The 779-nt window shown below is 68.3% G+C and carries 2 protein-coding genes; both read left to right on the top strand.

Features of this window, described 5'->3' with window-relative positions:
* A partial coding sequence (locus tag IE182_RS31560; protein ID WP_373303658.1) for an oligopeptide/dipeptide ABC transporter ATP-binding protein occupies positions 1–318 on the top strand: 318 nt, incomplete at its 5' end.
* Positions 311–779, top strand: a 469-nt coding sequence (locus IE182_RS31555) for an ATP-binding cassette domain-containing protein (RefSeq protein WP_190113422.1), incomplete at its 3' end; no start/stop codon positions are given. The genes IE182_RS31560 and IE182_RS31555, both read left to right, overlap by 8 nt.

Genomic DNA, 779 nt, shown 5'->3' with positions numbered 1-779 from the left:
ATGTACGCCGGACGGATCGTGGAGACCGCACCCGTCCACGAGCTCTACAAGCGCCCGGCCCACCCCTACACCCGGGGTCTGCTGGACTCGATCCCGCGCCTGGACCAGAAGGGCCAGGAGCTCTACGCGATCAAGGGGCTGCCGCCCAACCTGCTGCGCATCCCGGCCGGCTGCGCCTTCAACCCCCGCTGCCCCAAGGCGCAGGACATCTGCCGCACGGACATCCCCGTCCTGCACCAGGTGACCGAGCGGGACGGTGCGGAGCTCGACGGCCGCGGCAGCGCGTGCCACAACTGGAAGGAGACGATCCATGGCTGAGACCGGCAAGAAGGACGAGGCCATGGCCGAGGCGACGCCCAACGTCACCGACGTGGAGGTCAGCGACGCCAGCACGACCGCCGAGGTCGAGGCCGTCCTCGACGCCCCGGTCGAGCGCGGCGAGCCGATCCTGCAGGTCCGCAACCTCGTCAAGCACTTCCCGCTGACGCAGGGCATCCTCTTCAAGAAGCAGATCGGCGCCGTCAAGGCCGTCGACGGCGTCTCCTTCGACCTCTACCAGGGCGAGACGCTGGGCATCGTCGGCGAGTCCGGCTGTGGCAAGTCCACGGTCGCCAAGCTGCTGATGACCCTGGAGACGGCCACCTCGGGCGAGGTCTTCTACAAGGGCCAGGACATCACCAAGCTGTCCGGGCGTGCTCTGAAGGCCGTGCGCCGCAACATCCAGATGGTCTTCCAGGACCCGTACACCTCGCTGAACCCGCGCATGACGGTCGGCGACA

Source organism: Streptomyces cinnamoneus (genome assembly GCF_014650495.1).
In the GTDB taxonomy this organism is placed as follows: Bacteria; Actinomycetota; Actinomycetes; order Streptomycetales; family Streptomycetaceae; genus Streptomyces; species Streptomyces cinnamoneus.
This window is presented reverse-complemented; position numbering and strand designations above follow the sequence as displayed.